The 21,655-nt window shown below is 63.4% G+C and carries 33 protein-coding genes and 1 pseudogene; 29 read left to right on the forward strand and 5 right to left on the reverse strand.

Features of this window, described 5'->3' with window-relative positions; genetic code table 11:
• The 29 genes from rplD to RT662_RS14405 all read left to right on the forward strand — a co-directional run.
• Window positions 1-378, forward strand: a 378-nt coding sequence (rplD, locus tag RT662_RS14265; RefSeq protein WP_313671361.1) for a 50S ribosomal protein L4, incomplete at its 5' end; no start/stop codon positions are given.
• The gene (locus RT662_RS14270) at window positions 371-670 is read left to right on the forward strand and encodes a 50S ribosomal protein L23 (protein WP_273433555.1); all 300 of its coding nucleotides are present in this window, start codon (window positions 371-373) and stop codon (window positions 668-670) included. The genes rplD and RT662_RS14270, both read left to right, overlap by 8 nt.
• 11 nt (window positions 671-681) lie before the next feature.
• Window positions 682-1,524, forward strand: a complete 843-nt coding sequence (gene rplB, locus RT662_RS14275) for a 50S ribosomal protein L2 (RefSeq protein WP_313671362.1) — start codon at window positions 682-684, stop codon at window positions 1,522-1,524.
• 6 nt (window positions 1,525-1,530) lie between these two features.
• A complete protein-coding gene (gene rpsS / locus RT662_RS14280; RefSeq protein WP_313671363.1) occupies window positions 1,531-1,806 on the forward strand; it encodes a 30S ribosomal protein S19 in 276 nt (91 codons plus the stop codon).
• Entirely contained in the window at window positions 1,806-2,192 is a 387-nt protein-coding gene (rplV, locus tag RT662_RS14285) for a 50S ribosomal protein L22 (RefSeq protein WP_313671364.1), read from the forward strand. Before rpsS ends, rplV begins: the two co-directional genes overlap by 1 nt.
• Complete coding sequence (gene rpsC / locus RT662_RS14290) at window positions 2,192-2,887, forward strand: 30S ribosomal protein S3 (protein WP_022680029.1); 696 nt, start codon at window positions 2,192-2,194, stop codon at window positions 2,885-2,887. Before rplV ends, rpsC begins: the two co-directional genes overlap by 1 nt.
• A gap of 13 nt (window positions 2,888-2,900) precedes the next feature.
• On the forward strand, window positions 2,901-3,329 hold the full coding sequence (gene rplP, locus RT662_RS14295) for a 50S ribosomal protein L16 (RefSeq protein ID WP_017666966.1): 429 nt from the start codon (window positions 2,901-2,903) through the stop codon (window positions 3,327-3,329).
• A gap of 5 nt (window positions 3,330-3,334) precedes the next feature.
• Window positions 3,335-3,550, forward strand: a complete 216-nt coding sequence (gene rpmC, locus RT662_RS14300) for a 50S ribosomal protein L29 (RefSeq protein WP_313671365.1) — start codon at window positions 3,335-3,337, stop codon at window positions 3,548-3,550.
• 3 nt (window positions 3,551-3,553) lie between these two features.
• Window positions 3,554-3,790: a 30S ribosomal protein S17 gene (gene rpsQ, locus RT662_RS14305; protein WP_017666968.1), complete on the forward strand. Its 237-nt coding sequence runs from the start codon at window positions 3,554-3,556 to the stop codon at window positions 3,788-3,790.
• Window positions 3,791-3,861: 71 nt separating this feature from the next.
• Window positions 3,862-4,230 carry a 50S ribosomal protein L14 gene (rplN, locus tag RT662_RS14310; protein WP_017666969.1) on the forward strand — a complete coding sequence of 123 codons (369 nt, stop codon included), beginning with the start codon at window positions 3,862-3,864 and terminating at the stop codon, window positions 4,228-4,230.
• Window positions 4,230-4,550: a 50S ribosomal protein L24 gene (rplX, locus tag RT662_RS14315; RefSeq protein WP_273433561.1), complete on the forward strand. Its 321-nt coding sequence runs from the start codon at window positions 4,230-4,232 to the stop codon at window positions 4,548-4,550. The genes rplN and rplX overlap by 1 nt, the downstream gene beginning before the upstream one ends.
• On the forward strand, window positions 4,543-5,121 hold the full coding sequence (rplE, locus tag RT662_RS14320) for a 50S ribosomal protein L5 (RefSeq protein WP_022680025.1): 579 nt from the start codon (window positions 4,543-4,545) through the stop codon (window positions 5,119-5,121). The genes rplX and rplE overlap by 8 nt, the downstream gene beginning before the upstream one ends.
• A gap of 3 nt (window positions 5,122-5,124) precedes the next feature.
• Window positions 5,125-5,430: a 30S ribosomal protein S14 gene (gene rpsN / locus RT662_RS14325; RefSeq protein ID WP_022680024.1), complete on the forward strand. Its 306-nt coding sequence runs from the start codon at window positions 5,125-5,127 to the stop codon at window positions 5,428-5,430.
• A gap of 10 nt (window positions 5,431-5,440) precedes the next feature.
• Window positions 5,441-5,836: a 30S ribosomal protein S8 gene (gene rpsH, locus RT662_RS14330; protein WP_303779187.1), complete on the forward strand. Its 396-nt coding sequence runs from the start codon at window positions 5,441-5,443 to the stop codon at window positions 5,834-5,836.
• A 2-nt stretch (window positions 5,837-5,838) separates the two neighbouring features.
• Complete coding sequence (gene rplF, locus RT662_RS14335; protein WP_313671366.1) at window positions 5,839-6,372, forward strand: 50S ribosomal protein L6; 534 nt, start codon at window positions 5,839-5,841, stop codon at window positions 6,370-6,372.
• Window positions 6,369-6,722, forward strand: coding sequence for a 50S ribosomal protein L18 (rplR, locus tag RT662_RS14340; protein WP_313671367.1), 354 nt, complete (start codon window positions 6,369-6,371; stop codon window positions 6,720-6,722). The genes rplF and rplR overlap by 4 nt, the downstream gene beginning before the upstream one ends.
• A gap of 1 nt (window position 6,723) precedes the next feature.
• A complete protein-coding gene (rpsE, locus tag RT662_RS14345) occupies window positions 6,724-7,440 on the forward strand; it encodes a 30S ribosomal protein S5 (protein ID WP_313671368.1) in 717 nt (238 codons plus the stop codon).
• A gap of 11 nt (window positions 7,441-7,451) precedes the next feature.
• Entirely contained in the window at window positions 7,452-7,634 is a 183-nt protein-coding gene (gene rpmD / locus RT662_RS14350) for a 50S ribosomal protein L30 (protein ID WP_313671369.1), read from the forward strand.
• A 119-nt stretch (window positions 7,635-7,753) separates the two neighbouring features.
• Window positions 7,754-8,305 (forward strand): 50S ribosomal protein L15, encoded by a 552-nt coding sequence (gene rplO / locus RT662_RS14355; RefSeq protein ID WP_313671370.1) that lies wholly within the window; start codon window positions 7,754-7,756, stop codon window positions 8,303-8,305.
• 109 nt (window positions 8,306-8,414) lie between these two features.
• Window positions 8,415-9,767 (forward strand): preprotein translocase subunit SecY, encoded by a 1,353-nt coding sequence (gene secY, locus RT662_RS14360; protein WP_313671371.1) that lies wholly within the window; start codon window positions 8,415-8,417, stop codon window positions 9,765-9,767.
• On the forward strand, window positions 9,764-10,411 hold the full coding sequence (locus RT662_RS14365) for an adenylate kinase (protein WP_313671372.1): 648 nt from the start codon (window positions 9,764-9,766) through the stop codon (window positions 10,409-10,411). The genes secY and RT662_RS14365 overlap by 4 nt, the downstream gene beginning before the upstream one ends.
• A 163-nt stretch (window positions 10,412-10,574) precedes the next feature.
• Window positions 10,575-10,943 carry a 30S ribosomal protein S13 gene (gene rpsM / locus RT662_RS14370; RefSeq protein WP_026090626.1) on the forward strand — a complete coding sequence of 123 codons (369 nt, stop codon included), beginning with the start codon at window positions 10,575-10,577 and terminating at the stop codon, window positions 10,941-10,943.
• A 51-nt stretch (window positions 10,944-10,994) separates the two neighbouring features.
• Window positions 10,995-11,384: a 30S ribosomal protein S11 gene (gene rpsK / locus RT662_RS14375; RefSeq protein ID WP_273461778.1), complete on the forward strand. Its 390-nt coding sequence runs from the start codon at window positions 10,995-10,997 to the stop codon at window positions 11,382-11,384.
• A gap of 122 nt (window positions 11,385-11,506) precedes the next feature.
• Window positions 11,507-12,556 carry a DNA-directed RNA polymerase subunit alpha gene (locus tag RT662_RS14380; RefSeq protein ID WP_313671373.1) on the forward strand — a complete coding sequence of 350 codons (1,050 nt, stop codon included), beginning with the start codon at window positions 11,507-11,509 and terminating at the stop codon, window positions 12,554-12,556.
• Window positions 12,557-12,680: 124 nt separating this feature from the next.
• On the forward strand, window positions 12,681-13,094 hold the full coding sequence (gene rplQ / locus RT662_RS14385; protein ID WP_313671374.1) for a 50S ribosomal protein L17: 414 nt from the start codon (window positions 12,681-12,683) through the stop codon (window positions 13,092-13,094).
• A gap of 24 nt (window positions 13,095-13,118) precedes the next feature.
• Window positions 13,119-13,598 carry a protein-export chaperone SecB gene (secB, locus tag RT662_RS14390; RefSeq protein WP_313671375.1) on the forward strand — a complete coding sequence of 160 codons (480 nt, stop codon included), beginning with the start codon at window positions 13,119-13,121 and terminating at the stop codon, window positions 13,596-13,598.
• Between the two features lie 106 nt (window positions 13,599-13,704).
• Window positions 13,705-15,270, forward strand: coding sequence for a murein biosynthesis integral membrane protein MurJ (gene murJ / locus RT662_RS14395; protein WP_313671376.1), 1,566 nt, complete (start codon window positions 13,705-13,707; stop codon window positions 15,268-15,270).
• Window positions 15,267-16,262: a tryptophan--tRNA ligase gene (gene trpS, locus RT662_RS14400; protein ID WP_313671377.1), complete on the forward strand. Its 996-nt coding sequence runs from the start codon at window positions 15,267-15,269 to the stop codon at window positions 16,260-16,262. Before murJ ends, trpS begins: the two co-directional genes overlap by 4 nt.
• A gap of 175 nt (window positions 16,263-16,437) precedes the next feature.
• Window positions 16,438-17,067 (forward strand): DUF4136 domain-containing protein, encoded by a 630-nt coding sequence (locus RT662_RS14405; protein WP_313671378.1) that lies wholly within the window; start codon window positions 16,438-16,440, stop codon window positions 17,065-17,067.
• 414 nt (window positions 17,068-17,481) lie between these two features.
• Here RT662_RS14405 and RT662_RS14410 read toward each other — a convergent pair whose 3' ends face one another.
• The 5 genes and pseudogenes from RT662_RS14410 to RT662_RS14430 form a co-directional block, all read right to left on the reverse strand.
• Window positions 17,482-17,949, reverse strand: coding sequence for a hypothetical protein (locus RT662_RS14410; protein ID WP_313671379.1), 468 nt, complete (start codon window positions 17,947-17,949; stop codon window positions 17,482-17,484).
• A 173-nt stretch (window positions 17,950-18,122) separates the two neighbouring features.
• Window positions 18,123-18,491 (reverse strand): ATP synthase F1 subunit epsilon, encoded by a 369-nt coding sequence (locus tag RT662_RS14415; RefSeq protein ID WP_397588912.1) that lies wholly within the window; start codon window positions 18,489-18,491, stop codon window positions 18,123-18,125.
• A gap of 50 nt (window positions 18,492-18,541) precedes the next feature.
• Window positions 18,542-19,990 carry a F0F1 ATP synthase subunit beta gene (gene atpD / locus RT662_RS14420; RefSeq protein ID WP_022680005.1) on the reverse strand — a complete coding sequence of 483 codons (1,449 nt, stop codon included), beginning with the start codon at window positions 19,988-19,990 and terminating at the stop codon, window positions 18,542-18,544.
• A 12-nt stretch (window positions 19,991-20,002) separates the two neighbouring features.
• Entirely contained in the window at window positions 20,003-20,878 is an 876-nt protein-coding gene (locus tag RT662_RS14425; protein WP_303793799.1) for a F0F1 ATP synthase subunit gamma, read from the reverse strand.
• 51 nt (window positions 20,879-20,929) lie between these two features.
• Window positions 20,930-21,655: pseudogene (locus tag RT662_RS14430) on the reverse strand (F0F1 ATP synthase subunit alpha); the annotation flags it as partial.

Consider the following 21,655-nt stretch of genomic DNA (forward strand, 5'->3'; position numbering starts at 1 on the left):
ATCGGCGGCGGCAAGGCCCATGGTCCGCGCGTTCGTGATTTCGATCCGTCGCTGAACAAGAAGATCCGCCGTCTCGGCCTCGCCACCGCGCTGTCGGTGAAGGCCCAGGAAGGCAAGCTGATCGTCGTGGAAGACCTGAACCTTGGCGAAGCCAAGACCAAGGCGTTCCTGGCTTCGATGGGCGCGCTCGGCATCACGTCCGGCCTGTTCATCGATGGTGCTGCGGTTGATGTGGGCTTTGCCCGCGCTTCGGCCAACGTGCCGCACATCGACGTGCTGCCGGCCATCGGCGCCAACGTCTATGACATTCTCAAGCACGACACGCTGGTCCTGACCCGCGCTGCCGTTTCGGCTCTGGAGGCCCGGGTCAATGGCTAACATCGACATCAAGCATTACGACGTGGTCGTGAAGCCGGTGATCACCGAAAAGTCGACCCTGGTGTCCGAGTACAACCAGGTCGTCTTTCAGGTCGCCAAGGATAGCACCAAGCCGCAGATCAAGGCCGCCATCGAAGCGCTGTACGGCGTCAAGGTGCTGGCCGTGAACACCATGGTGGCGAAGGGCAAGACCAAGCGCTGGCGTGGCCAGGAATATCGCCGGTCTGATGTGAAGAAGGCCGTGGTGACGGTTGCCGATGGCGATCGCATCGACGTGACCACCAGCATCTGAGGGCAGGGACAATGGCACTCAAGAAATTCAATCCGACCAGCCCCGGCCAGCGCGGCCTGGTGCTGATCGATCGTTCGTCCCTGCACAAGGGTCGCCCGGTCAAGATGCTCACCGAAGGTCTGAAGAAGACCGGCGGCCGCAACAACAAGGGCCACGCCACGGCGCGCGGCATTGGCGGCGGTCACAAGCGCCTGTATCGTATCGTCGATTTCAAGCGTCGTCTGTGGGACGTTGCTGCGACCGTCGAACGCATCGAGTATGACCCCAACCGTTCGGCCTTCATCGCCCTGGTGAAATATGCCGACAAGGATGGCACCGTTGCCTACATCATCGCGCCGCAGCGCCTGAACGTTGGTGACAGCGTGATCGCTGGCAAGAAGGTCGACGTGAAGCCGGGCAATGCGATGGAAATCGGCCAGATGCCGGTTGGCACCATTGTCCACAACGTCGAGCTGAAGCCCGGCAAGGGCGGCCAGATGGCCCGCGCCGCCGGCACCTTCGTGCAGGTTGTGGGCCGCGACAAGGGCATGGTGATGGTTCGCCTGAATTCGGGTGAACAGCGTTATGTCCGTGCCGAGTGCATGGCCACCGTTGGTGCCGTGTCCAACCCGGACAACAGCAACCAGAACCTGGGCAAGGCCGGCCGCAACCGCTGGCTGGGCTATCGTCCGCTCACCCGCGGCGTTGCCAAGAACCCGGTCGACCACCCGCACGGCGGTGGTGAAGGCCGCACCTCGGGCGGACGTCACCCGGTGACCCCATGGGGCAAGCCGACCAAGGGTGCCAAGACCCGTTCGAACAAGGCGACGGATCACATGATCATCCGTTCGCGCCACGCCAAGAAGAAGAGGTAAGCGCGCATGAGCCGCTCCGTCTGGAAGGGTCCCTTCGTGGATCTCTCGCTGCTGAAGAAGGCCGAAGCCGCACAGGGCTCCGGTGCGCGTGCGCCGATCAAGACCTGGTCGCGCCGCTCCACCATCCTGCCGCAGTTCGTTGGCCTCACCTTCAACGTGTACAATGGCAAGAAGCACATCCCGGTCATGGTCAATGAAGACATGGTCGGCATGAAGCTGGGTGAATTCGCGCCGACGCGCTTCTTCCCCGGCCACGCCGCCGACAAGAAGGGCAAGCGCTGATGTCCAAGCCCAAATCCCCCCGCAAGGTTGGCGACCGTGAGGCGCTGGCCATTGCCACCACCATCCGCGGTTCGGCCTACAAGCTGAACCTGGTTGCTGGCCTGATCCGTGGCCGCAAGGCGTCGGACGCGCTCAACATCCTGCAGTTCAGCCGCAAGGCGATGGCCGTGGATGTCCGCAAGGTCCTCGCCTCTGCCGTGGCCAATGCCGAAAACAACCACAACCTGGATGTTGACGCGCTGATCGTGAAGGAAGCCAGCGTTGGCAAGGCTATCACCATGAAGCGCTTCACGCCGCGTGCACGTGGTCGTGCTTCTGCCATCACCAAGCCGTTCAGCCGCCTGCGCGTTGTCGTGCGCGAAGCCGATGAAGAGGGAGCAAACTAATGGGTCACAAGACGTCCCCCATCGGTCTGCGCCTGCAGATCAACCGCACCTGGGACAGCCGCTGGTTCGCCAAGGGCGACGAGTATGGCAATCTGCTGCTGGAAGATCTGCGCATCCGCGAGTTCATCATCAAGCATCATGGTCAGGCCGCCATCTCCAAGGTGGTGATCGAGCGTCCGGCCAAGCTGTGCCGCGTGTCCATCTTTGCTGCACGCCCCGGCGTGATCATCGGCAAGAAGGGAGCGGACATCGAGAAGCTGCGCAAGCAGATCGCTCAGATGACCCGCAGCGATGTGAGCCTGAACATCGTCGAAATCCGCAAGCCGGAAATCGATGCCAAGCTGGTGGCCGCCGGTGTGTGCGATCAGCTGGAGCGCCGCATCGCGTTCCGTCGCGCCATGAAGCGTGCCGTGCAGTCGGCGCTGCGTCTGGGTGCCGAAGGCATCAAGATCACCTGCTCCGGCCGTCTGGGCGGCGCTGAAATCGCCCGCACCGAATGGTATCGTGAAGGCCGTGTGCCGTTGCACACCCTGCGCGGGAACGTCGATTATGCCGAACATCAGGCCCACACTGCCTATGGCGTGTGCGGCGTGAAGGTCTGGATCTTCAAGGGTGAAATTCTTGGCCACGACCCGATGGCTCAGGATCGCCTGATGATGGAAGCCCAGACCTCTGGCGTCCGTCCGGCGCGCTGAGGAGTAGAAAGAAATGCTGTCACCTAAGCGCACCAAGTTCCGCAAGGCGTTCAAGGGCCGTATCCATGGCGATGCCAAGGGTGGTTCGGCGCTGAACTTCGGCGCCTTCGGCCTGAAGGCCATGGAACCGGAACGGATCACCGCCCGCCAGATCGAAGCGGCCCGCCGCGCGATCTCGCGTCACATGAAGCGTCAGGGCCGTTTGTGGATTCGGATTTTCCCCGATCTGCCGGTCTCGTCCAAGCCTGCTGAAGTCCGCATGGGCTCGGGCAAGGGTTCGCCTGAATATTGGGTGGCCCGCGTCAAGCCCGGCCGCATCATGTTCGAACTCGACGGCGTGCCCTACGACGTGGCTGCCGGCGCTTTCGAGCGTGCCGCTGCCAAGCTGCCGATCAAGACCAAGATGGTGGTCCGCCTCGGCGAACCGACCACACAGGACTGAGACCCATGGCCGACAAGATTTTCGCTGATCTGAAGGTTGCGACCGACGATCAACTCGCCAACCAGCTCTCCGAGTTGAAGCGCGAGCAATTCAACCTGCGGTTCCAGGCGGCCACCGGCCAGCTGGAGAGCCCCGGCCGTGTGCGCATCGTGCGCCGCACGATCGCCCGCATCAAGACGCTGCAGTCGGCCCGCAAGGCCGCTGTGCAGCCGGGAGCATAAGACATGCCGAAGCGCGTATTGCAGGGCACCGTGGTGTCCGACAAGGGCGACAAGACGGTGGTCGTGCTGGTGGAGCGCAAGGTCGCTCACCCGGTTTACGGCAAGATCATCCGTCGTTCGAAGAAGTATCACGCCCACGACGAGGGCAATGTGATCAAGGCGGGTGACACGGTGCGCATTGAAGAATGTGCTCCGCTGTCCAAGCTCAAGACGTGGAAAGTGCTCGAAAAGGTCGGCTGAGCCGGATTTCGAGCTGATTTTTAAGCCGTCTGCCGGTCGGAATCGGCAGACTTTATGGAAGGATCGAACGCATGATCCAGATGCAGACGAACCTCGACGTGGCGGACAACAGTGGCGCCAAGCGGGTGATGTGCATCAAGGTCCTGGGCGGCTCCAAGCGTCGGTTTGCCGGCGTCGGCGACATCATCGTGGTGTCGGTGAAGGAAGCTCAGCCCAAGGGCAAGGTGAAGAAGGGTGATGTGCACCGCGCTGTTGTGGTGCGCACCGCCAAGGATATCCGTCGTCCCGACGGCTCGGTGATCCGTTTCGACAGCAATGCTGCCGTGCTGATCAACAAGAATGAAGAGCCGATTGGCACCCGTATCTTCGGGCCGGTGGTGCGTGAACTGCGCGCCACGGGTCACATGAAGATCATCAGCCTTGCCCCTGAGGTGCTGTAATGAGCGCTGCGAAGATCAAGAAGGGTGACACCGTGATTGTCCTGTCCGGCAAGGACAAGGGCAAGGAAGGCACCGTGACCCGCAACCTGCCGCGCGACGGCAAGGTTGTGGTGGCCGGTGTGAACCTGATCACCCGTCACAACAAGCCGAACCAGTCCAACCCCGAAGGCGGTATCGAGCGCGTTGAAGCGCCGATGGCGGTTTCGAAGGTGGCGCTGAAGGATCCGACCACTGGCCAACCGACCCGCGTCGGTTTTGCGGTTGTGGACGGCAAGAAGGTGCGCGTCGCCAAGAAGTCGGGAGCCGTGATCAATGGCTGAGAAGCTCAACCCTCGCATGCAGGTTCTGTATGCTGAAACGATCCGCCCGAAGATGGTGGAAATGTTCGGCTACAAGAACATGATGGAAGTGCCGAAGATCGACAAGATCGTGCTCAACATGGGCGTCGGCGATGCCACCCAGGACAAGAAGAAGGTCGATCAGGCTGCCGGTGAAATGGCCTTGATCGCTGGCCAGAAGCCGGTGATCTGCAAGGCCAAGAAGTCGGTCGCGCAGTTCAAGCTGCGTGAAGGCATGCCGATCGGCTGCAAGGTCACGCTGCGCCGCGAGCGCATGTATGAATTCCTTGACCGCTTCGTCACGATCGCGCTGCCGCGCGTTCGCGATTTCCGTGGCCTGTCGGCCAAGTCCTTTGATGGTCGCGGCAATTATGCCTGCGGTATCAAGGAACAGCTGATCTTCCCGGAAATCAACTATGACCGGGTCGATCAGATCCGCGGCATGGACATCATCGTGGCCACCACGGCCAAGACCGACGAAGAAGCCCGCGCGCTCCTGGCGCTGTTCGGCTTCCCGTTCGTTGGCTACACCCTCGAACAGAAGGCGGCCTGAACCATGGCGAAGCTTTCGATGATCAACAAGAACGAGCGCCGCAAGGCGCTGGTGGTGAAGTACGCCGGCAAATATGCCGTGCTCAAGGCGATCGCCAACGATGAAAGCCGTTCCGACGAGGAGCGTCTGATGGCCCGCCTGAAGATGGCCGAGCTGCCGCGCAACGCGAACCCGACCCGGGTGCGCAACCGCTGCGAGCTGACCGGCCGTCCGCGTGCCTATTACCGCAAGTTCAAGCTTTCGCGCATCATGCTGCGGGAACTGGCCAACAAGGGCCTGATCCCCGGTGTGACCAAGTCGAGCTGGTAAGGATAGCCCGATGTCGATGTCTGACCCCTTGGGCGATATGCTCACCCGGATCCGGAACGGCCAACAGGCCCGCAAGGATTCGATCGTCACCCCCGCTTCCAGGTTGCGCGCCCGCGTGCTGGATGTTCTGCAGCGCGAAGGCTATATCCGTGGCTATGTCCCGGTGCTTGATGGCGCCCACCAGAACCTGCGGATCGACCTGAAGTATTTCGAAGGTCGCCCCGCCATCCAGCACCTTGCCCGCGTGTCGAAGCCCGGCCGCCGCGTTTACAGCGGCTCCACCGAGCTGCCGCGCGTTCGCAACGGCCTGGGTATCACCATTGTTTCGACGCCCCAGGGTGTTCTTTCCGACGCGGAAGCGCGCGAAAAGAATGTCGGCGGCGAAATCCTCTGCCAGGTGTTCTGACCATGTCGCGCATCGGTAAAAAAGCAGTTGCCATTCCGGCCGGCGTCACCGCCACCATCAATGACCGCATTCTTGTGGTCAAAGGTCCCAAGGGTGAGCTGTCCATGCCGCTGGTGGATGACATCAGCTACACCATCGAAGCTGCCCAGATCGCGGTTCTCCCCGCGTCTGACACCAAGCGGGCCCGCTCCTTCTGGGGCATGCAGCGCACGTTGGTCAGCAATCTCGTCACCGGCGTGTCCGATGGCTTCACCAAAGTGCTTCTGATCACCGGCGTGGGCTACCGTGCCTCGGTGCAGGGTGCCAACCTGAAGCTGCAGCTCGGCTACAGCCACGACGTGGATTTTGCCATCCCCGACGGTATCACCATCAAGACGCCTGATCCGACGACGGTGGAAATCACCGGCTCCGACAAGCAGCGCGTTGGTCAGGTGGCCGCCGAGATCCGCCGCTGGCGCAAGCCCGAGCCTTACAAGGGCAAGGGCATCAAGTACCGTGGCGAAGTCATCTTCCGGAAGGAAGGGAAGAAGAAATGAGCAGGCTTACCCATTTCGACCAGCGTCGTCGCCGCGTGCGCTCGGCCATCGCCCGCAACAGCGGCGGTCGCCCGCGCCTGTCGGTGCATCGTTCGTCGCAGCATATCTATGCGCAGATCATCGACGACACCAATGGTGTCACGCTGGCGTCCGCTTCCACCCTGGAGAAGGACGTGCGTGGGACCACCGGTGCCACCACCGGTGCCGCTGCTGCCGTTGGCAAGCGCTTGGCCGAGCGGGCCAAGGCGGCCGGTGTTTCGGCCGTGGTGTTCGACCGTGGTGGTTTTCTCTTCCATGGCCGCGTGAAGGCGCTGGCCGAGGGAGCCCGCGAAGGCGGGCTGGAGTTCTGAGATGAGCGATGAAATCGAAGTGACCGGCGCCGCTGCGCCGGAAGCCGAAGGCCGCGGGCCTGGTGGTGGTCGTGGTCGTGGTCGCGGTGGCCCCGGTGGCGATCGCCGTGGCGGCCCGGGTGGCAACCGTCGTGACGGTGACCGCAACAAGCGTGGCCGTGACAACAGCGGCGAGCCCGCTGGTGAAGAACTGATCGAAAAGCTCGTCCACATCAACCGCGTCTCCAAGACCGTGAAGGGCGGCAAGCGCTTCGGCTTTGCAGCGCTGGTCGTGGTGGGTGACGGCAAGGGCCGCGTTGGCTTCGGCCACGGCAAGGCCCGCGAAGTGCCGGAAGCCATCGCCAAGGCCACTGCTGCCGCCAAGAAGGCGATGGTTCGTGTTCCGCTGCGCGATGGCCGCACTTTGCACCATGATGGCTACGGCCATTTCGGCGCCGGCAAGGTCTATGTTCGTTCCGCCACGCAGGGTACCGGCATTATCGCCGGTGGTCCGATGCGCGCGGTGTTCGAATCGCTGGGCGTTGCCGACGTTGTCACCAAGTCGGTGGGCACCAACAACCCCTACAACATGATCCGTGCCACCTTCGCGGCCCTGGTTGGCCAGGTCAGCCCGAAGAGCGTCGCCCAGCGTCGCGGCAAGAAGGTTGTGGATCTGCTGTCGCGCCGTGGCGACGTTTCGGCCAAGCTGGCCGAAGCTGACGCCGAAGCGGTCGCGTAAGGAGAGGCATGATGGCCAAAGTCAAAGTCACTCAGATCGGTTCGCCGATCCGCCGCACCCCGATCCAGGAAAAGAACCTGATCGGTCTCGGCCTCAACAAGATGAACCGCAGCCGTGAGCATGTCGATACGCCGGAAATCCGGGGCATGATCAAGAAGGTGGCGCATCTTCTCAAGGTTGAAGAGGTCGACTGACCTCTTTTCCCGGCTTCGGCCGGTAACCAGTACAAGCGCCGGGCACCGCAGGTTCATCCTGGGGTGCCCAGCCGTTTCAAGCTCAACATCCAGCGCGTAAGCGAAAGCGAGTGCATCTCATGACCACCAAGCTCAACGACCTTCACGACAATCCTGGCGCCCGCAAGAAGCGCGTGCGCGTCGGTCGCGGTATCGGTTCCGGCGTCGGCAAGACCGGCGGTCGCGGCCAGAAGGGCCAGACCAGCCGTTCGGGCGTGTCGATCAATGGCTTCGAAGGCGGCCAGATGCCGCTGCACATGCGCATCCCGAAGCGCGGCTTCAACAACATCTTCCGCAAGGATTATGCCGTGCTGAACCTCGGCACGCTGCAGGCCGCCATCGATGCCGGCAGGCTCGACACCAAGTCGGTGATTGATGCCGAAGCGCTGGTCGCCGCCAAGGTGCTGACCACCGCCGGTGATGGCGTGCGTCTGCTCGGCGTTGGCGCGCTCACCGCCAAGGTGTCGCTGAAGCTCGCCGGTGCGTCGGCCACGGCCAAGGCTGCGGTGGAAGCCGCTGGCGGTTCGATCGAACTGCCGGCTCCGGCGCCTGAGCCGCTGACCAAGGACGAGCAGAAGGCTGCCCGCGCCGTTGCGCGCGCTGCCAAGGCTGCCGCGCTGGCCGCCAAGTAAAGAAGCAACCGGGTCAAACGACCCCATGGCAATTGCGCCGCGTGTCGCCTACATGGGACTGACATGCGGCGCTTTGCCGTTTCAGACACGCTTGATCAGGTAGGGTTTCATGGCGTCTGCCGCCGAACAAATGGCTTCGAACCTGTCGTTCGCCAACTTCTCCAAGGCCACCGAGCTGAAGAGCCGCATCTGGTTCACGCTCGGCGCGCTGGTGGTGTTCCGTCTCATCTCGTTCGTCCCGCTGCCCGGCATCGATCCGCTGGCGCTGTCGAGCCTGTTCGAACAGACCCGCGGCGGCGTGCTCGACTTCTTCAACATGTTCTCCGGCGGCGCGCTGGAACGCATGAGCCTGATCGCGCTGGGCGTCACGCCCTACATCACCGCCTCGATCGTGGTGCAGCTGCTCACCAGCCTCATTCCCAGCTTCATGAGCCTGAAGAAGGAAGGCGAGGCCGGCCGCAAGACGCTGAACCAGTATACGCGCTATGGCACCGTGTTCCTCACCATCGTGCAGGGCTATGGCATCGCCGTCGGCCTTGAAGGCTGGGGTGCGGGCCAGGGCGTGTCTGCCGTGATCGATCCGGGCTGGTTCTTCCGTATTTCCACGGTGATCTCGCTGCTTGGCGGCACCATGTTCCTGATGTGGCTGGGTGAACAGATCACCAGCCGCGGCATCGGCAACGGTATCTCTTTGATCATCATGGCCGGCATCGTGGCGCAGCTGCCTTCGGCACTGGGCACCTTGTTCGAACAGGGCCGCACCGGCGCGCTGTCGGCAGGCTTCGTGCTGCTGGTCGCGGTTGTGGCGCTGGGCACCATCGCCTTCATCTGTCTGATGGAGCGCGCGCAGCGCAAGATCCTGATCCAGTATCCCAAGCGCCAGATGGGCAATCGCATGTTCCAGGGCGATTCCAGCTTCCTGCCGCTGAAGATCAACACCTCGGGGGTCATCCCGCCGATCTTTGCGAGCTCGCTGCTGCTGATGCCGCTCACCGTGGCGCAGTTCTTCAGCCAGCAGGGCACCATGCCGGAATGGATGACGACGGTGACGACCGCGCTGCAACACGGCGCGCCGCTCTACATGTTCCTCTATGCTGCCGGCATCATCTTCTTCAGCTTCTTCTACACCGCCGTGGTGTTCAACCCGGACGAGACGGCGGAAAATCTGAAGAAATATGGCGGCTTCGTGCCGGGCATCCGGCCGGGGCAGCGCACGTCCGAATATCTCGATTTCGTGCTCACCCGCCTGACGGTGATCGGCGCCGCCTATCTCACCCTCATCTGCCTGCTGCCGGAATTCCTGATCAGCGAGCTGAAGGTGCCCTTCTATTTCGGCGGCACCTCGCTGCTGATCGTCGTGAACGTCACGATGGACACTGTGGCGCAGATCCAGAGCCATCTGCTGGCGCATCAATATGAGGGACTCATCAAGAAGTCCAAACTTCGGGGGAATCGTCGTTGAATCTGATCCTGCTGGGCCCGCCGGGAGCGGGCAAGGGCACCCAGGCCAGCCGCCTCGTCAAAGAGCGCGGCATGGTCCAGCTTTCCACGGGCGACATGCTGCGCGCCGCTGTTGCTGCCGGCACGCCGGTGGGTCTTGCCGCCAAGGCGGTGATGGAATCCGGCGGTCTCGTTTCCGACGAGATCGTGTCGGGCATCCTGTCCGAACGCCTGGACCAGCCCGATGCCCGCGCCGGATTCATCCTGGATGGCTATCCGCGCACCGATGTGCAGGCGGATTCGCTGGATGCTATGCTGGCTGAAAAGGGCCTGGCGCTGGATCATGTGATCGAACTGGTGGTGGACGAAGACGCGCTGGTTGATCGCATCACCGGCCGCTTTACCTGCGGCAGCTGCGGCGAAGGCTATCATGATCGTTACAAGCAGCCCAAGGTTGCGGATGTGTGCGACGTGTGCGGCGCCAGCAACTTCAAGCGCCGCGCCGACGACAATGCCGAAACAGTACGCCAGCGCATGATGGAGTATCGCGCCAAGACCGCGCCGATCATTCCGCATTATGAAGGCCGCGGTATTGTTGCGCGTGTTGACGGGATGGCCGATATGGATGCGGTCGCCGCTGCCATCGACAGGATCGTCGATGCGTGATGGCCCGCCAGCCGGCGGCTTGACTTTTCCGCGACTCGCGTCTAACCGCCTCACTTCCGTTTAATCGGATCAGGAACCGGCGGCCCGTCTGGGCGGTCGGCATATTGCTTTGAGATGGCGACATCTGCCCAGGGCCGCCGTGGAGCATGAAAGGAAAACGACTGTGGCACGTATTGCGGGTGTTAACATCCCGACCAACAAGCGCGTTGAGATTGCGCTCACTTACATCCACGGCATCGGCCGCACCACCGCCACCCGCCTGGCAGCCGAACTCGGCTTCCCGCGCGAACGTCGCGTGCAGGAGCTGACCGACGCCGAGATCCTGTTGATCCGTGAAAAGATCGACCGTGAACTCACCGTGGAAGGTGATCTTCGTCGCCAGAACGCGATGAACATCAAGCGCCTGATGGACCTGGCCTGCTATCGCGGCCTGCGTCACCGTAAGGGACTGCCGGTCCGCGGCCAGCGCACCCACACCAACGCCCGCACCCGCAAGGGCAAGGCCAAGCCGATCGCCGGCAAGAAGAAGTAAGCGCGTTACCGCTGCTCATCTTCTTCTTCATACAAGGCAAGGATACTCGAAATGGCTCGCGAAGTTGCTCGCATCAAGCGCAGGGAGCGCAAGAACATCACCAGCGGTGTTGCCCATGTCAACGCCAGCTTCAACAACACCATGATCACCATCACCGATGCGCAGGGCAATGCGATTGCCTGGTCGTCGGCCGGTACCTGTGGTTTCAAGGGCAGCCGCAAGTCGACGCCGTTCGCGGCGCAGATGGCCGCCGAAGACGCCGGCAAGAAGGCCGCCGAACATGGCGTGCGCACCCTCGAAGTCGAAGTGCGTGGCCCGGGTTCGGGTCGTGAATCGGCGCTGCGTGCCCTGCAGGCCGTGGGTTTCGTCATCACCGCCATCCGCGACGTGACGCCGATCCCGCACAATGGTGTGCGCCCCCCCAAGCGCCGCCGCGTCTGACCGTCTGCCTGGCGCCGGGCTCCGTTGCGGCGCCCAGCGTTTCTTCTCCAGGGGCCAACGGGACCGGCGGGTGACGATCCGCTTCTCCCGAGACCCCCACACTCCAGACCAAGGTGAACCCCGTGGCAGTCATCGCCAAGAACTGGACCGAACTCAAGAAGCCCAACCGTCTGGAGCAGCGCCCCAGTGGTGACGGCAAGCAGAAGGCGTCGTTTGTCGCCGAACCGCTGGAGCGTGGCTTTGGCCTGACGCTCGGCAACGCGCTGCGCCGGGTGCTGCTGTCGTCGCTGCAGGGTGCCGCCGTCACCGCCATCAAGACCGATGGCGTGCTGCACGAATTCTCCAGCCTGGCTGGCGTGCGTGAAGACGTGACCGACATCGTGCTGAACATCAAGCAGGTGGCGATCCGCATGGCCGGTGATCAGGCCAAGCGCGTCTATCTGAACGCCACCGGCCCCGGCCCGGTGACCGCTGGCCAGATCGCCGTTTCCGGCGACATGGAAGTGATGAACAAGGATCTGGTGATCTGCACGCTGGACGAAGGTGCCACGCTGAACATGGAACTGACGGTGGAAACCGGCAAGGGCTATGTGCCGGCCAGCGCCAACCGCCCGGCCGATGCGCCGATCGGCCTGGTGCCGGTTGATGCGCTCTATTCGCCGGTGCGCCAGGTCAGCTACAAGGTCGATCCGACCCGCGTTGGCCAGGAACTGGATTATGACAAGCTGACCATCTCGGTGGAAACCGATGGCAGCCTGAGCCCGGAAGACGCGCTCGCCTATGGCGCCAAGATCCTGCAGGACCAGCTTCAGCTGTTCGTGAACTTCGAAGATGCCACTGCGGCCGCTCCGGTTGCCAGCACCACCGCCACCGGCGTTGTGGAAGTGGACGACAGCGCGAGCATCAACCGTTACCTCCTCAAGAAGGTGGACGAGCTGGAACTGTCGGTGCGTTCGGCCAACTGCCTGAAGAACGACAACATCATCTACATCGGCGATCTGGTGCAGAAGACGGAAAGCGAAATGCTTCGCACCCCGAACTTCGGCCGCAAGTCGCTGAACGAGATCAAGGAAGTGCTGTCCCAGATGGGTCTGCGCCTTGGTATGGAAATCGCTGGTTGGCCGCCCGAGAATATCGAGGAGATGGCCAAGAAGCTCGAACAAGAGTTCTAAGTCCTGTTCGGCGGGCGTTGGTCACATGACCGCGCCCGCCAGTACAGGCAGGGGTATCGGCTGACCCCATCATCAGCCTGGTCCGGGGTACCTCACACGGCCCCTGAACGAACGGAGAAGACCCATGCGCCACGGCGTTGCCCACCGCAAACTCAGCCGCACCAGCAGCCATCGCATCGCGATGCTGCGCAACATGGCCGCCGCGCTGATCAAGCACGAGCAGATCAAGACCACCTTGCCGAAGGCCAAGGAACTGCGTCCCTACGTTGAAAAGCTGGTGACGCTGGCCAAGACCGGTGGCCTTTCCAATCGCCGCCTCGCCGACGCCCGCCTGGGTGACGATACCCAGCTGATCAAGCTGTTCGACGTGCTGGCCGCCCGTTATGCCGACCGCCAGGGTGGCTACACCCGCGTCGTCAAGGCCGGCTTCCGCCGTTCGGACGCCACCGCGATGGCCATCATCGAGTTCGTCGATCGCGATGTTGATGCCAAGGGCCAGGATTCGGGCCCGGTCGAAACCTTCGGCGACGACGAATAAGCCTTAACCGGAAGGATCGCCATCATGGCCGATGAAATCGATCTGGGTGCAAACCCTGAAAATGGCTTTGGCGACGAGCCGATGCCGCAGGTGGCGATCATTACCCAATATGTGAAGGATCTCAGCTTCGAGAACCCGAACGCGCCGGCCAGCCTGCAGGTGCAGGGCCAGCCGCGCATCGACGTCAACGTGGGTGTCAACGCCCGCAAGGCGGCCGATGATGTGTACGAAGTCGAACTGAAGATCAGCGCCAAGGCCGATGTCGACGCCGGCGCTGCCTTCATGGTCGAGCTGCTCTATGCCGGCCTGTTCGGTCTGAAGAATGTGCCGGAAGAAGCCATCGAGCCTTTCTGCATAATTGAAGGCCCGCGCATCCTGTTCCCCTTCGCCCGCCGCATCATCGCCGATGCCGTGCGCGATGGTGGCTTCCCGCCGCTGATGCTCGATCCGATCGATTTCGGAGCGCTGTACATGTCCCAGCAGGGCCAGGTCGGCAACGCGTAAGCGAACACCACAGTCGAAATGCAACGGGCGGCCTTCGGGTCGCCCGTTTTCGTTTGGGGCACTGTCGCCTTGCACTTTCCGGGGCATTGCCTAATCCGGTGGCGCAATGAATCTCGTCCGCGCCACCGCCACCATCGGCAGCCTCACGCTCCTGTCCCGCATCGGTGGCTTTGCCCGCGATGTGCTGCAGGCGTCGTTGATGGGCGCCGGCATGGCGGCAGACGCTTTCCTGATCGCCCAGCGTCTGCCCAATCTGTTCCGCGCGCTGTTCGCCGAAGGAGCGTTCGCCTCGGCCTTCGTGCCGATGTTCAATCGCCAGGCCGGTGCCGATGGTGGCCGCATCGATGGTGCCAAGCGCTTTGCCGAGGATGTGCTGGCGGTGCTGCTGCCCTTTCTGCTGCTGTTCACGGCGGTGATGGTGGCTGGTGCGGTGCCGGTGGTGTGGGGGCTCACCGGCGGATTTCCGGATGCCGCGCCAGAGAAATTCGCGCTCACCGTTGATTTCACCCGGCTCACCTTCCCCTATCTGATGCTGATCAGCCTGACCTCGCTGCTGGGCGGCCTGCTCAATTCGGTCGGGCGGTTCGCGGTGAATGCCGCTGCGCCGATCCTGCTCAACATCGTGCTGATCTCTGGCCTGTTGTGGTCCGGCAGCGGTGATGATGTAGCCGCCGCACGCGTGCAGGCACTGTGCGTGACGCTGGGCGGCATTGCCCAACTGGTCTGGCTGTTGTGGTGGTGCGCCCGCGCCGGGATCAACCTGAAGCTGCGCATGCCACGCCTCACCCCGCAGGTGAAAATCTTGTTGAAACTCATCGTCCCCGCCGCCTTCGGGGCCGGCGCGGTGCAGATCAACCTGCTCATCTCCACGGCGCTCGCCGCGCGCTTCCTGGGCGATGGCGCGGTCAGCTGGCTCTATTTCGCCGATCGCCTCAACCAGTTGCCGCTGGGCATCATCGGCATCGGAGTCGGAACGGCGCTGCTGCCCACCATGTCGCGGCTGATCGGTGCCGATGATGTGCCCGGCGCCATATCCCAGCAGAACCGGGCGATGGAGCTGGTGCTGATCCTCACCCTGCCGGCCGCCGCTGGCCTGGTGGTGGCGGCCCAGCCGATCGTGGCGCTGTTGTTCCAGCACGGCGAATTCACCGCGGCCGACAGCCTGGCCACGGCCGCCGCGCTGTCTGGCTTTGCGCTGGGTTTGCCGGCCTATGTGCTGATCAAGGTGCTCACCCCCGGCTTCCATGCCCGCAGCGATACCACCACGCCGGTGCGCGTGGCGCTGGCGGCGATGCTGGTCAATCTGGTGGCCAATCTGGCGCTGGTGTGGCCGCTCGGCCATGTCGGCATTGCGCTGGGCACGGCGATTTCGGCCTGGGTGAATGCGCTGGCGCTGTGGTGGCTGCTGCGGCAGCGCGGGCATTTCAGCCTTGATGATCGTGCGCGCCGGCTGCTGCCGCGCCTCGTGCTGGCCACGCTGGGTATGGTGGCGGTGTTGTTCGGCGCCATGCCGCTGCTGGCACCACTGGCGGCGCGCGGCTTTGCCATGCAAGCGGTCGCGCTTGCCCTGTTGATTGGCGGCGGTGGCTTGGCCTATCTGGCGGGGGCGCGGCTGCTGGGCCTGTTCACGGTGAAGGGCCTTGTTGCGCAAGTGAAACGGAAAAAATCATGAAGCGGGTTTTCTCGGGCATCCAGCCTACCGGCAATTTGCACCTGGGCAATTATCTGGGCGCCATCCGCAATTGGGTGCGCATGCAGGATGAATCCGAGTGCGTGTTCAGCGTCGTTGATCTGCACGCCATCACCGTCGCGCAGGATCCCGCCACGCTGCGCCGCGGCATCCACGAGATGGTCGCTGCGCTGATCGCCGCCGGCCTCGATCCCGAACGCTGCATATTGTTCCCGCAAAGCCGGGTGCGCGTGCATGCCGAACTGGCCTGGGTGCTGATGTGCACGGCGCGCGTTGGCTGGCTCAACCGCATGACCCAATTCAAGGAAAAGAGCGGCAAGGACCGCGAGGGCGCCTCTGTGGGCCTCTACACCTACCCGGTGCTGCAGGCCGCCGACATATTGGCGTACAAGGCCACGCATGTCCCGGTGGGCGAAGACCAGAAGCAGCATCTGGAACTGGCGCGCGACATCGCCGCCAAGTTCAACACCGATATGGGCGTGGACCTGTTCCCGCTACCCGAACCGGTGATCGAAGGCCCCGCCACCCGCGTGATGAGCCTGCGCGATGGCAGCGCCAAGATGTCGAAGAGCGATCCTTCCGATCAGAGCCGCATCAACCTGACCGACGATGCCGATAGCATCGCCGCCAAGGTGAAGCGTGCCAAGTCTGACGCTGATCTGCTGCCGTCCGAAGCCGCTGGCCTTGCCGGGCGCCCGGAAGCGGCGAACCTCGTCAACCTGATGGCCGCGCTCACCGATACCACGGTCGCCCAGGTGCTCGCCGATTTCGGCGGCAAGGGCTTTGGCGCCTTCAAGCCGGCGCTGGCCGACGTGATGGTGGCCAAGCTGGCGCCGATCACCGAGCGTTTCAACGCGTTGAAGGATGATGACGTGGCGATCGAGGCGATCTGCGCCCGTGGTGCGGAGCGGGCGCGGGCGATTGCCGAGCCGGTGTTGGCGCAAGTGCATCGCGCGGTGGGGTTCATCGCGTAACTGCGACGTTGCGTTGCGGGCCGGAAGGGTGTCATTCATGCATCAGTCAGTTGCTCTGGCGCATACACGCGCGTAAGATTACCGATAATCCATGTTGGAGTGCCACCGAATGACCATCCATCCCAAGGCTCGCTTGGCTTTGCCGCTGGTTGCAGCCCTGGCCTTGTCGGCCTGCATGGCGCCGTTTGAAGCGCGCGTGGCGCGGTTCCAGCAGTTGCCGCCGCCGTCGGGCACCAGCTTCGTGATCGAACCGCGCGACAAGGAAAATGCCGGCGGCTTGGAATTCGCCACCTATGCCAATCTGGTGCGGCAGAAGCTGATCGCTGCCGGCTACCAGGAAGCCAGCGGACCGGATGCGGCGATGCTGACGGTTCAGCTTGATTATCATGTCTCCGCCCCGCGCGAGAAGGTGCAGAGCCGGCCCGGCATGGGCTGGGGTGGCATGGGCGGCTGGGGCGGCGGCTTCGGGGGTTTCGGCTGGGGCCCCTATTGGGGCGGCGGCTGGGGTGGCTGGGGCGGCTGGGGCGGCATGGGCGGCTGGGGCGGCGGCTGGAACAATGAAGTCTACAGCGTCACCAACTACAACACCGTGGTCGCCATGCGCATCAACCGCAACGCCGACAAGCAGAGCGTGTTCGAAGGCCGTGCCGAAACCGTGAGCAACAGCAACAATCTCACCCGGCTGGTGCCGAACCTGGTCACCGCCCTGTTCACCAATTTCCCCGGCAGCAGCGGCGAAACCGTGCGGGTGCGCTTCGATCCGGCCAAGCCCGATATGGCGCCGACGATCCGCCCGGTTCGCTGATCAACCTGTTGCGCGACCAGATGAGGGCCGTTCCGACCAGTCGGAACGGCCCTCTTGCTTTTGTATGAATGTGGATTAACCTTCTCGCTGACTGATGCGAAGGGGGGCTTTCCATGACGGTCTATATTGCGCTTCTGGCCGTGGCCATCGGGCTGATGCCCGTGTTGCTTGACAAGTGGCGTGCATCTCACAAGCCGGACATGAATCCCCAGCGGGCACCGCGGCGGCGCTGAGCTGGGCCAGGCCTTTGCCTTGAGGTCGCGCGCAATCAGCTTCAAGCGGTCGTCGCCCCGGACTTGATCTGGGGCCCTGCTTTTGCTTCGACACAAGTACAGCGGGTCCCCAGGTCAAGCCTGGGGCGACGATTCAATCTTGGGGATGCCAAGTCTGGCCAGCTTTGACCCAGACCGTGCCTCAGCGCGGAGTCGGCTCGTTATAGCCCATGCGGTTGGTGCGATCCTGCGCCCATGCATCCACCATCTTGCGATCGCAGCCGGTAAAGCCGGCCGGGCCGATCGCGCTGCAGCTGCCAATGCTGTTGCCGGCACCGCCGGTGCCATCACCCAGCAACAATGCGCGATTCTGGGTCAGCACACTCTGCCGTGTTTCGGCCTTGCGCAGCCGCTCCGGGATACGGAACACTTCCGATCCCGGCAGGCGCGCGCACACCACCACTTCATCAACGGAACTGGGCTTGGGGCAGGCCTCGTTGTCGAACACCGTGACGAAACGCTGGCGCGGCTGGCTGCCATCGCCGGTCGGCAGATCGGCCGGCTTCAGCATGGTTGGCCGCGGCGGCGCGGTGGTCGGGTTGGCGGGCGGCTGCTGGGCCAGGGCAGGGAGCGCCACTGCCACGGTGAGAAGGATGAAGGGCAGGCGCATGGATATCGGCTCCGCAAGCGGGATTACTCCATCAGATTAGGCGCTTTTGCCGGCACAGGAAACCGTCAAATCACACAATCGGTGTGCTCTGCTGCGGCTTGCTGCCCCCTGAATGACAACGCCCCGCGCCGGCAATCCGGCGCGGGGCGTGTGCGATGGCGATGGTCGCCAGATCAGTTGGTAACGGCAGCCTGCATGGCTTCCAGGCGAGCGATGGCGGCATCGTCGCCAGCGGTGCGCGCGGCAGCAAGCTGGGTAGCCACGGCCGCCACGTCGATCTCCGCCACCGGGGTAGCCTTTTCGGCGAGGATGGTCAGGCCGGTTTCCGTCACTTCGGCAAAGCCGCCGTCGATGAAGAAACGCATGGTGGCCGGGCCACCATCGGCTTCATGGATGGCAATCGCGCCGGGGCGGATGGTGGACATCATCGGCGCGTGGCCGGGCAGCACACCAAAATCGCCTTCCACGCCGGGCACGACAACCATCGCCACCTTGGCCTTGGCCAGGCGGCGTTCCGGCGAGACGAGTTCGAAATCGAGCAATTCAGCCATGTTCGGTTCCCTTCCCCTCCCACTGGGGGAGGGGTGTTGGATCAGGCCGCGTCAGCCGCCAACTTGGCGGCCTTGGCAACGGCGTCTTCGATGGTGCCGACCATGTAGAAGGCGTTTTCCGGCAGATGATCATATTCGCCGGCGACGATGGCCTTGAAGCCCTTGATCGTGTCTTCCACCTGCACGAACACGCCCGGCGAACCGGTGAAGATTTCGGCGACGTGGAACGGCTGCGACAGGAAGCGCTGGATCTTGCGGGCGCGCGACACGACCAGCTTATCTTCTTCGCTCAGTTCATCCATGCCCAGAATGGCGATGATGTCCTGCAGGCTCTTGTACTTCTGCAGCACTTCCTGAACCGAACGGGCAACGGCGTAATGCTCTTCACCCACCACGCGTGGGGCCAGCACGCGGCTGGTCGAATCGAGCGGATCGACGGCCGGGTAAATGCCCATTTCCGAGATCGCGCGGCTCAGCACGGTGGTGGCGTCCAAGTGGGCGAACGACGCGGCCGGGGCCGGATCGGTGAGATCGTCGGCGGGCACGTAAATGGCCTGCACCGAGGTGATCGAACCCTTGTTGGTCGACGTGATGCGCTCCTGCAGGGCGCCCATGTCGGTGGCCAGCGTCGGTTGATAGCCCACGGCCGACGGGATGCGGCCCAGCAGAGCCGACACTTCCGAACCAGCCTGGGTGAAGCGGAAGATGTTGTCCACGAAGAACAACACGTCCTGGCCTTCGACGTCGCGGAAATATTCGGCGATGGTCAGGCCCGACAGGGCGACGCGGGCGCGGGCGCCGGGCGGCTCGTTCATCTGGCCATAGACCAGGGCGACCTTCGAACCTTCGGAAATGGCGTTGCCATCCGCGTCCGACGCGATAACGCCGGCTTCGAGGAATTCGTGATAAAGATCGTTGCCTTCACGGGTGCGTTCACCCACTCCGGCGAACACCGAGGTGCCGCCGTGGCCCTTGGCGATGTTGTTGATCAGTTCCTGAATCAGCACGGTCTTGCCGACGCCGGCGCCGCCGAACAGGCCGATCTTGCCGCCCTTGGCGTACGGAGCGAGCAGATCGATGACCTTGATGCCGGTGACCAGGATGCTCGATTCCGTCGACTGGTCGACGAATTCCGGGGCCTTGGCATGGATCGGGGCGGTGTTGGTCTGATCGATCGGGCCACGCTCGTCGATCGGCTCACCGATGACGTTCATGATGCGGCCCAGGGTGGCCGGGCCCACCGGCACGCGGATCTGGCTGCCGGTGTCGGTCACTTCCTGACCGCGCACCATACCGTCGGTGGCGTCCATGGCGATGCAGCGCACGGCGCTTTCACCCAGGTGCTGGGCAACTTCCAGCACGAGGCGGTTGCCGTTCACGCTGGTTTCGAGGGCCGAGAGAATCGCCGGCAGTTCGCCTTCGAAGGTCACGTCGACAACGGCGCCGATGACCTGGCTGATGCGGCCGACATTGTTGGTGGTATTGGCCATGAGGCGTGCTCCTTAAAGGGCTTCTGCGCCCGAGATGATCTCGATCAATTCCTTGGTGATCGCGGCCTGTCTCGTGCGGTTGTAGGTGATGGAAAGCTTGTTGATCATGTCGCCGGCGTTGCGCGTGGCGCTGTCCATGGCGGTCATGCGGCTGCCCTGTTCGGACGCGGCATTTTCCAGCAAGGCGCGGAACACCTGCACGGCCAGATTCTTGGGCAGCAGATCAGCCAGGATCGATTCCTCGTCCGGCTCATATTCCACCGAGGCATCGGCACCGGCAGCGCCACCAGCCGGCAGCGCAGCGGGGATGATCTGCAACCGGGTCGGCTCCTGAGTCAGCGCCGACTTGAAGGTGGAGAAGAACAGGTGGGCGACATCGAACTCACCGGCTTCGAAGCGGGCGACCACCTCGTCGGCCACGCTCTTGGCATCGGCAAAACCAACATTCTTGATGTGGGTCATGTCGACGGTGCCGACGATCAGATCCTTGTGTGTGCGGGCGAACGGCGCGCGCGCCTTCTTGCCGACGAACAGCAGCTTGACCGTCTTGCCCTGACCCAGCAGCTCATCCATCGTGCGGCGGGCCAGCTTTGCGATGTTGCTGTTGAAACCACCGGCAAGGCCGCGTTCCGACGAGCACACCACCAGCAGGTGAACCTGATCCTTGCCGGTGCCAGCCAGCAGGCGCGGGCTTTCCGGGCCCACCGTCACGCGGCTGGCCAGCGACGCCATCACGGCGGCCATCCGCACCGAATAGGGGCGGGCGGCTTCGGCGGCTTCCTGCGCCCGGCGCAGCTTGGCCGCCGCAACCATCTTCATGGCCTTGGTGATCTTCTGCGTCGACTTCACCGAAGTGATGCGCATTTTCAGAGACTTGAGACTGGGCATCTGCTTCTCTCATCGTCTCCGGGGCGCGAACGCCCCGGCGACAGATTGCTGTTACGCGAAGGTCTTCACGAAGGCGCCGATGACGTCCTTCAGCTTGGCGGTGGTGTCAGCCGACAGATCCTTCTTGTCGCGGATGTCGGCCAGCACATCGGCATGGGCCGATTTCACGTGGCTGAGCAGCGCGGCTTCGAAGCGGGTGACAGCGGTGGCATCGATGCTGTCGAGGAAGCCATTCACGCCGGCAAAGATGCTGACGACCTGGTCTTCGAACGGCATCGGCTGATACTGGCCCTGCTTCAGCAGCTCGGTCAGGCGCTTGCCGCGGTTCAGCAGCTTTTGCGTGGAGGCATCAAGATCCGAACCGAACTGCGCGAACGCGGCCATTTCGCGATATTGCGCCAGCTCCAGCTTGATCGAGCCGGCAACTTTCTTCATCGCCTTGGTCTGCGCGGCGGAACCGACGCGCGACACCGAGAGGCCGACGTTGATGGCGGGACGGATGCCCTGGTAGAACAATTCGGTTTCCAGGAAGATCTGCCCGTCGGTGATCGAGATCACGTTGGTGGGGATGTAGGCCGAAACGTCGCCGGCCTGGGTTTCGATGATCGGCAGCGCGGTGAGCGAACCATTGCCGTTGGCGTCGTTCATCTTGGCGGCGCGTTCCAGCAGGCGGCTGTGCAGATAGAACACGTCACCCGGATAGGCTTCGCGGCCCGGCGGGCGGCGCAGCAACAGCGACATCTGGCGATAGGCCACGGCCTGCTTGGAAAGATCGTC

Origin of the sequence: Sandarakinorhabdus sp. (assembly GCF_032115815.1) — a bacterium.
In the GTDB taxonomy this organism is placed as follows: domain Bacteria; phylum Pseudomonadota; class Alphaproteobacteria; order Sphingomonadales; family Sphingomonadaceae; genus Sandarakinorhabdus.